General features: G+C 46.6%; 13 protein-coding genes and 1 pseudogene. 7 read left to right on the plus strand and 7 right to left on the minus strand.

Annotation, left to right across the window (positions count from 1 at the left end):
* Positions 1–282: transposase (locus H6F93_RS14045; RefSeq protein WP_190681674.1), on the plus strand; the 282-nt coding region annotated here is incomplete at its 5' end.
* Here H6F93_RS14045 and H6F93_RS35800 read toward each other — a convergent pair.
* Together H6F93_RS35800 and H6F93_RS14055 are read right to left on the minus strand one after the other, a co-directional pair.
* Positions 245–571, minus strand: a complete 327-nt coding sequence (locus tag H6F93_RS35800) for a LysE family translocator (RefSeq protein ID WP_190644150.1) — start codon at positions 569–571, stop codon at positions 245–247. The genes H6F93_RS14045 and H6F93_RS35800 overlap by 38 nt on opposite strands.
* A gap of 26 nt (positions 572–597) precedes the next feature.
* Complete coding sequence (locus H6F93_RS14055; RefSeq protein ID WP_347277292.1) at positions 598–1,407, minus strand: AraC family transcriptional regulator; 810 nt, start codon at positions 1,405–1,407, stop codon at positions 598–600.
* Between the two features lie 186 nt (positions 1,408–1,593).
* On the opposite strand from H6F93_RS14055, the gene H6F93_RS34670 reads away from it, so the two are divergent.
* Both H6F93_RS34670 and H6F93_RS14060 read left to right on the plus strand, forming a co-directional pair.
* The gene (locus H6F93_RS34670) at positions 1,594–1,728 is read left to right on the plus strand and encodes a hypothetical protein (protein ID WP_277882852.1); all 135 of its coding nucleotides are present in this window, start codon (positions 1,594–1,596) and stop codon (positions 1,726–1,728) included.
* 183 nt (positions 1,729–1,911) lie between these two features.
* On the plus strand, positions 1,912–2,742 hold the full coding sequence (locus tag H6F93_RS14060; protein WP_190681683.1) for an oxidoreductase: 831 nt from the start codon (positions 1,912–1,914) through the stop codon (positions 2,740–2,742).
* Positions 2,743–3,048: 306 nt separating this feature from the next.
* Here the strand turns inward: H6F93_RS14060 and H6F93_RS14065 are convergent, their stop codons facing one another.
* Positions 3,049–3,348: a hypothetical protein gene (locus tag H6F93_RS14065; RefSeq protein WP_190681686.1), complete on the minus strand. Its 300-nt coding sequence runs from the start codon at positions 3,346–3,348 to the stop codon at positions 3,049–3,051.
* A gap of 372 nt (positions 3,349–3,720) precedes the next feature.
* Between H6F93_RS14065 and H6F93_RS14070 the strand changes: the two genes are divergently transcribed.
* Positions 3,721–4,041 (plus strand): hypothetical protein, encoded by a 321-nt coding sequence (locus H6F93_RS14070; RefSeq protein WP_190681689.1) that lies wholly within the window; start codon positions 3,721–3,723, stop codon positions 4,039–4,041.
* A gap of 331 nt (positions 4,042–4,372) precedes the next feature.
* A complete protein-coding gene (locus tag H6F93_RS14075; protein WP_190681692.1) occupies positions 4,373–5,047 on the plus strand; it encodes a carbonic anhydrase in 675 nt (224 codons plus the stop codon).
* 94 nt (positions 5,048–5,141) lie between these two features.
* Here H6F93_RS14075 and H6F93_RS14080 read toward each other — a convergent pair whose 3' ends face one another.
* Positions 5,142–5,411 carry a hypothetical protein gene (locus H6F93_RS14080; protein ID WP_190681695.1) on the minus strand — a complete coding sequence of 90 codons (270 nt, stop codon included), beginning with the start codon at positions 5,409–5,411 and terminating at the stop codon, positions 5,142–5,144.
* A gap of 328 nt (positions 5,412–5,739) precedes the next feature.
* On the minus strand, positions 5,740–6,120 hold the full coding sequence (locus tag H6F93_RS33365; protein ID WP_199313715.1) for a type 1 glutamine amidotransferase: 381 nt from the start codon (positions 6,118–6,120) through the stop codon (positions 5,740–5,742).
* Between the two features lie 76 nt (positions 6,121–6,196).
* Here H6F93_RS33365 and H6F93_RS14090 point away from each other — a divergent pair, with 76 nt between their 5' ends.
* Complete coding sequence (locus H6F93_RS14090) at positions 6,197–6,373, plus strand: MOSC domain-containing protein (RefSeq protein ID WP_190681698.1); 177 nt, start codon at positions 6,197–6,199, stop codon at positions 6,371–6,373.
* Between the two features lie 116 nt (positions 6,374–6,489).
* Here the strand turns inward: H6F93_RS14090 and H6F93_RS14095 are convergent, their stop codons facing one another.
* Complete coding sequence (locus H6F93_RS14095) at positions 6,490–6,972, minus strand: transposase (RefSeq protein ID WP_190681701.1); 483 nt, start codon at positions 6,970–6,972, stop codon at positions 6,490–6,492.
* Positions 6,973–7,093: 121 nt separating this feature from the next.
* Between H6F93_RS14095 and H6F93_RS14100 the strand changes: the two genes are divergently transcribed.
* Positions 7,094–7,258 carry a hypothetical protein gene (locus tag H6F93_RS14100; protein WP_190681704.1) on the plus strand — a complete coding sequence of 55 codons (165 nt, stop codon included), beginning with the start codon at positions 7,094–7,096 and terminating at the stop codon, positions 7,256–7,258.
* Here H6F93_RS14100 and H6F93_RS14105 read toward each other — a convergent pair.
* Positions 7,251–7,382 (minus strand): annotated as a pseudogene (locus tag H6F93_RS14105) (IS1 family transposase); the annotation flags it as partial. The gene H6F93_RS14100 and the pseudogene H6F93_RS14105 sit on opposite strands and share 8 nt — an antisense overlap.

Genomic DNA, 7,382 nt, shown 5'->3' on the forward strand with positions numbered 1-7,382 from the left:
GTGCATCGAGGACAGCAAGTGCGGCAATGGCTAGCTGAGCACAAAGAGCAGATTGAACTGTTCTACTTGCCGTCCTACTCACCCCAATTGAATCCCGTCGAATATCTCAACGGTGATGTCAATCAGGGAGTTCACTCTAAACCCCCAACTCGCAATCTTGCTCAGCTCAAGCAAAGACTCATCTCTCATCTGCGTAAATTGCAGAAGTTGCCATCGCGCATTCAGAAGTATTTTGAGCATCCATTTATTGCTTATGCTTCGAACAAGATGCAATCTCAATGATTGTCGGGTTAATAAGTAGAGGAGGTAGGCAGCACCCGACAAGCGAACAATGTTGTAATAGAACTTCCGACGCTTGAAGAATCGCCGACAGACCCATCATAGCGAAACAGGTATGGACAAGGTATCCAGCACAAATACCGAGCATTGATACGAGTCCAATTGCTTTGCCCTGGGTCAGGCTCCGGGTGGCAACGTAGAGCATATCTGGACCCGGAGTGGCTATCAAAGCTAATGCAGTGGTACAAAACAGCAAAAAGTTTATTTGTTCCATTTTGTTCACTTCCTCCATCGAAAGTCTTGAATCATCTCGTCAGCTTACGGTTCGTACAACCCAACCGTTTTGGACAAAACTGACTGACGATATTGCCCTGGAGTAACTCCAAAAACGCGTTTGAAGTGGTGATTCAAGTGACTTTGATCGTAAAAACCGCGGTCGGTCGCGATCTCACAAAGAGGTGTCGCCGTGCGGAGTGATTGTTTCGCCTGCCGGAGTTGGCAGTACTGCTGATAGCGATGAGGCGGTAATCCAACCTGCTGATGAAAACTGCGAATTAAGTAATCAGGATTGAGCCCAACCAATGTTGCAAGCCTTTCAATCGTAATCGCTTGGCTATAGTGCGCTTCCAGGTAAGTACGAACCTGAGCGATCGCTTGCGTTTCTGATTTAGGCAATCGTGGCGAGTAGTGAGGCTCTGCATGTTTAGCAAAGAGTTGTGTGAAAAACTCAAGCAGGAGGGATTGCTGCTCTAGCAGAGAAGTCGGGGTTTCCAGCACATCAAAAAGTTGCCGAAAAGTAGATTGTAGGGATTGATCCCCAACAACAGGCGCTACGAAATAAGGCAGTCCCTGCCCTTGCCATTCAATCTGCTCCAGCACTTGCTCAATCAAGGGCACAGTAATGTAGAGATTCCGATAGATCCACCCCTCACTGGATGAAGCTTGACCCGTATGAGCTTCATCTGGATTGATCAAGTTAAAACTTCCAGGGTACGCACAACGCGCTTCACCTTGATAGCTAAAGCATCCTTGCCCACCATCGTTAATACCCACAGTGGAGGTTTCGTGAACGTGCTTGGTAAAGCTATGACGAAACAATCGGGCAGAGAAGAACTCAATCCCAGGCACGCTCGAATCCCAAAACTGAGCAACATCTGAGCAGCTCTTATCCAGTCGATTCATAATTGAACAATTTTAGCAGGTCCTACTTTCAGCATCGCGCAACTTTTGGAGTTTTTCCTCTACCCAAATGCTTCAAAGCTGTCTCGGTGCTGGAATGCTCTAGTAGGCAACATACTTTGACCAGCAAAATGAGTGCAGATCCTGGCATCTACTCTGCTGACGGCGATCGCACCTCGTCAATCTGCAACCACTCAAACGGTGTATCAACTAAAGATTCGCCCAAGGACGCTAAACGGTGGGCGAGTAAATACTTTGACCCAATCGTGAGACATCTCTCTCATCGTTTTGCTACGCCTATTATAGGGAATTCTTTTGAGCATCCTCCTCCTGTTTGAGAAAATTAGGCAAGAACCTGAAAAGTTTGTGTATTTAGAACCTCACTTCTAAAGCCTATTATGAACCCATGCCAGAAAGGTAATGAAAGAATAAGGCAATAAAGGAGATAGACCAATGACTCACAAAACATGGTTCATTACAGGGGCTTCTCGTGGAATTGGAGCCGAAATCGCGAAAGCCGTTTTAGCAGCAGGAGACCAATTAATTGCGACCGCTCGTAAAAAGACTGATCTGGATCAATTTGAGTCGAACCCAAATGTGTTGGCGCTCAGCCTAGATATTACCGATGAGACTCAGGTGCAAGCGGCAGTTGCAGCAGCACTGGAACGCTTTGGGCAGATTGATGTGTTAGTCAACAATGCAGGATTCGGTCTACTCGGCGGTATCGAAGAAACCAGTGCAGACGAGGTTGAGCGGGTCTATCGCACCAATGTTTTCGGGCTGTTGAATATGACCCGTGCCGTATTGCCCAGTATGCGTCAGCGTCGCTCTGGACACATTATTAACCTCTCATCGATCGGGGGCTATCGCTCCACTCCCGGGTGGGGCGTTTACTCCTCAACCAAGTTTGCAGTCGAAGGCATTACCGAAGCACTGCATGATGAGTTAGCGCCTCTGGGCATCCATGCGACAGTTGTTGAGCCAGGATACTTCCGCACCAATTTTCTCGATGGCAGCTCACTCCAGAAGACCGCGACAGAAATTCCAGATTACGCGGAGACGGTTGGTAAAGTTCGTAAACTTGCCTCTGAACTGAGCTATCAACAACCGGGAGACCCCACCAAGCTTGCCCAAGCGATGCTTCAGCTTGCGAATGCAGATACTCCACCATTACGGTTGCCGCTCGGTACAGACACCCTTCGAGCCATTGCCCAGAAGAACGCTTACGTCGAGCAAGAAACGGCACAATGGCGTGCTCTGGCTGAATCGACGGATTACAAATAGTGAGCGCAGGCAAATGAAGGAAAGATAGCGAGTGAATACTTTCAAGTCCTCGGTAGCAGCATTACATCCTACCGAGGACTTGAGGCCCATAACGGCTACGTTCAGCGGTTGCAGTAACATCGAACTAAGCACCAAAAGCTTGCTGTGTCGCAAAAAATTCTGAAAGCGCTATAAGTAGCGTTGAAGCACATATACTGCTGCTCTATGGGTAGCAGTTCATTTTTTCCCGACACAGCCGTAGCACCGGGCTCTCACCAGGTTTCAGGTAGGCAAAGTAGAGTTAGCATTCGTCCTGCCGTCAGGAACTCAGCAGATTTCTGGCTCTGCTACAGACTTGCCCTTTCGTTTTGGGACGAGCGCTCGGCTCCTGGAACCGTCGCGAGAGTCACTCCGATTCGAGTCTCGCGTCCTCAGCGCATCAATTTTTTCTGCTTCTGTAGCGACAATCATAAACACTTGCCGCCCATCAACCGCGTTGTAAAGATTTTCAAGGACACAAACAAAGCCTTGAGACTGCAGTTCTTCAGCCCTTGTATCTCTCGCTTGGCGGGCCTCATCGGCATCTTCCCAGTCCAGCTCTAAAAACGTTTCTTGAATCGGTTTCATCGGATCTATCTGGCGTAACTTTTTTAAGTGCCTTTGACGCACCAGTCACCATTATCCCCTAACGCAATCGTATCTGCTGCATTCTGATGTTGCCCCGTCTTAAACTTGTGAGCTAAGCAAGTTGCTAGCGTTCTGGACCTATGACTGCTGAAAGCGCAATGTCAGCAACAGTGAGTACTTTGAAATTACTATCCACCGATCCTAAACCACTACCAAACAGGTTAACAAAGGCAGTTAGTGAATTCTGGTGGAGCTTGTACAGTTGTTTACTACCAGTTTATTATTTGGGATAGAATCAGCTCTCTCCCTGCTGCTGCTTGCAACTGCTCCGTTTCGCCTTTAGCTTTTTTCTAACCCATTTCAGTGAATCAGATGAACTCCCCTTCTCCAAACGATGAACAACAGTTGCAGCGCTCGATTGAGCAGAGCTTACAAGAGATTGCTCTGCAAATGGGACAACCAATTGATCAGCAAGCCGCCCAGCAGGTTTATCAGGCTGCCGTTGATTTGTTGAGCCATATTGTTTATGCACCCATTACCCTGGCTCGTTTAGCTGGGACATTGCTAGTTTATCAACTGCAAGATGTGGAGTCTGAAGAGATGGAATGGTTCAAGTCGCAGGTTAAGCAGTGTCCCAATGATGATGAGGTTGAGGAATTGATTGAATCGCTCCACCGGATAGATTCACTCTGATTAACTCCAATCTGATCAAGCTAATGCATAAGTTAATTGAGTGGTAGATTACTCACCCAATTCTTCCGGTTGTGTCGCAAAAATGGTTGTGTCGTAGGATCCCTGAGTGACGAACAATCTGCATCATTCGTGTTTCTCTAAGCAGCAATTTCAAGGACTACTTCGACAAACTTTGCTTGAGACACACGACTAAGGACTTATTAACATTCCTTTACGGAAGTACGGAAAATGTTACGACTCGCGTGTAGTAAGGGAAGGATAGAACTACATCCGCTTCTGAGGATGCAGTGCGAGTACACTCACTAGCTTTATCAACAGTAGGAATCAATTTATGTCAGTGACCGGTCTGATCCAAGGACTCAATGCGTTTCACAGCGACTACTTCACCGAAAATCGAGAACTGTTTGAACGACTGTCGAACGGGCAGACCCCCGAAGTTCTATTCATTACTTGTTCCGATTCACGGATTGATCCCTGCTTGATCACACAGTCTCAGCCCGGTGAACTATTCGTGATGCGGAATGTGGGTAATATCATTCCGTCTTATGGAGCCGCTAGTGGTGCTGAAGCCGCCGGGGTAGAGTATGCAGTAGCTGGAGTCGGAGTGCGAGACATCATTGTTTGTGGTCATTCCCACTGTGGAGCCATGAAGGGGTTGCTGCAAATCGGCAATCTGAGTGAGCAGATGCCGCTGGTCTACGACTGGTTGAAGCGCCATGGAGAAGCGACCCGGCGGTTAGTGTTAGATAATTATGCGAACATGGAGCCCGAGCGATTGCTCAAGATCGCGATCGAGCAGAATGTGTTGACGCAAATAGAGAATTTAGAAACGTATCCTGTTATTCGGTCCACGCTGCATAGCGGGCAGATGAATCTACATGCTTGGATGTATGAAATAGAGACCGGCAAGGTATTCGCTTATGATGCCGGATTACGACAGTTTACGCTGCTGAAGCAGCGCTCCTTCCCGGTGCCCGACCCATTGATCACAACTATTTCAGAGTAAACGGTGAACTCTCCTTCTAGCACGTATAGCTGTTTGGAATAGCGCGTGTGGCGATGGAGAGGAGTTTGAGAACCAGATGGAAAATAACCTTCGATCAGATCGTACTGTCCTCCAGTTGTGGTGTGATCGGCAAGAAATTATTCGAGTTAAATCGATCGTAATTGATTTCATAAATTTTCTGCATTGTCGATCCCTGAATGAACTGTTGTGGCGATCGCTCGAATGAGCGAATGAATCGTATTGAGAACAGATTAAACATCGATCGCTGAGTACTCTGAAAGATCTGCTGATATTTTGCACTCACTTGCTCTAAATCTACGTGGGAGTCATTGTTGAAACTCTGAGCATCTTTTGCCCAACACATTCACTTGTCTCTTTGGTATTGATGTGAGAGCAGTTCCAGAAACTGGTACATGACCTCATGAATTTCTGCAAAGTTCTTATTCTCAGAAAGCATTTCCTCGAAAGTCTGAATATACTTCCCTGGAATTAATTCGGAGGCACAGTTTTCAATGAGCTGCTGTACACCTGGTCGATTCATTTCTAGGTGAAATTGCAAGCCAAGCACCTTTTCGCCGTACAGAAATGCTTGATTGAGGCAACCCTCGCTGTAGGCTAGGCGGGTTGCTTTTTCTGGTAACTCAAACGTATCTCCGTGCCAATGAAAAACTGTTAGTTGAGCGGGTAGAAACTCAAGGGCACCGGATTGCTGAACTGCTTCTGTTGTATTCGATCAGAAACCATCCGATTTCTTTATGTTGCCCCGCATACACTTTTGAACCCAGAGCATCCGCGATCAGTTGCGCTCCCTGACAAATGCCAAGCACTATCTTGTCTTCCTCGATCGCCTGTTTGATTAGTTGTTTCTCTGCGATTAGCCAGGGGTACTGCTCCTCTTCATAGATATTCATTGAGCCACCCAAAACGATCAGCCAATCAAAATCATTCACCGTTGGTAACGGATCGTTGGCGTAGAGTTTGGTGGATGATAACGAATGGTTTTGTGTAGCCATCCAGGTCGAAATAGTGCCCAGTCCCTCGAAGGGAACATGCTGTAGATAATGAACTCTCATTTTTTCACCCTCGCGACAGTTTAAGTTTGATTAGACGATATGAGCTTCAGGTAGCACCATCAGTTTAGGAATTCAGATGTGGGGAGGCTGCTCTAAGATAAAGCGCACGCAGAGAGTAACAGATTTATCCTACAGAGCGTTTGGAGAAAACTTTACGGTTGCTGATCAAACAGAATCATCCGTTTGCATTGGTGATATCTATGATATCGGTAAAGCTCAAGCTCAGGTGTCTCAACCCCGCCAGCTTTGCTGAAAATTATCGCGTCGCATACAATTCCTCCCTCCATGCTAACGCCCAACCCCTCTGTTATAAAATGACGATACCAGAGCGATACGACAGTTGTGCATGATTGTTATCTTTGCCGTTGTTTATGGAAAAACGATCTTAGGATCGGCTGCATGTCCTCGATGAAGATAAGCAGCCGATCGCAGCACAATTTCCGAATATAAAATCTTCTGAATCTCTAAACTGGGAACTCGTTTTGCAGTGAAGTTGTAAGCTGCGATTTCCCCTTCTAGGCTGAAGTCACTGTCCGTCAAGTAGTGGTCGTAGTCGTGCATTCCCTGAAAGATAAATCCGTAGATTGGATTGGGATATACAGAAGAATCGTAACTGTCAGCAGAAACCCAGAGATGGCTTTGCTCAATATCCGCAAACAGCTCTTTCACGTTGGCGTAACGCATGTAATCTGAAAATTGCAGATTTAGAGGCAATTGATGGAATTCATCCATAAGCCAATCACAGAGTTGGGCCATAGTTTCATCAGAAATCTCAGCTGGTTTGCCTTCTAGGTAGAGTTTGGCAAGTATTTCTACCTGAGATGCAGTTGTCTGTGTTTTTGTGAGAACCATACCACTACCTCTATCGTTTTGAACTACCTTTACTGTGACCATTGCTTGCAGCCATTTCTTTGAACTATTAACCCGGCAATCATTGAGATTGCATCTTGTTCGAAGCATAAGCAATAAATGGATGCTCAAAATACTTCTGAATGCGCGATGGCAACTTCTGCAATTTACGCAGATGAGAGATGAGTCTTTGCTTGAGCTGAGCAAGATTGCGAGTTGGGGGTTTAGAGTGAACTCCCTGATTGACATCACCGTTGAGGGCGTTGCTGAAACCGTAATGGTTAAGTAGGTAGAGGAATAGCTCGATACTTCAAATAGTGAAGCAGCAAACGGAGTGAACATTTCAACATCTCAAGGGATTTGGAGTAGCACAAGGTTTTACGGTGCAGCCGTGCTAGGTAATGCCGTAGACG

The sequence above is a fragment of the Leptolyngbya sp. FACHB-671 genome (genome assembly GCF_014695745.1).
Taxonomy (GTDB): Bacteria; Cyanobacteriota; Cyanobacteriia; order Elainellales; family Elainellaceae; genus JAAUTN01.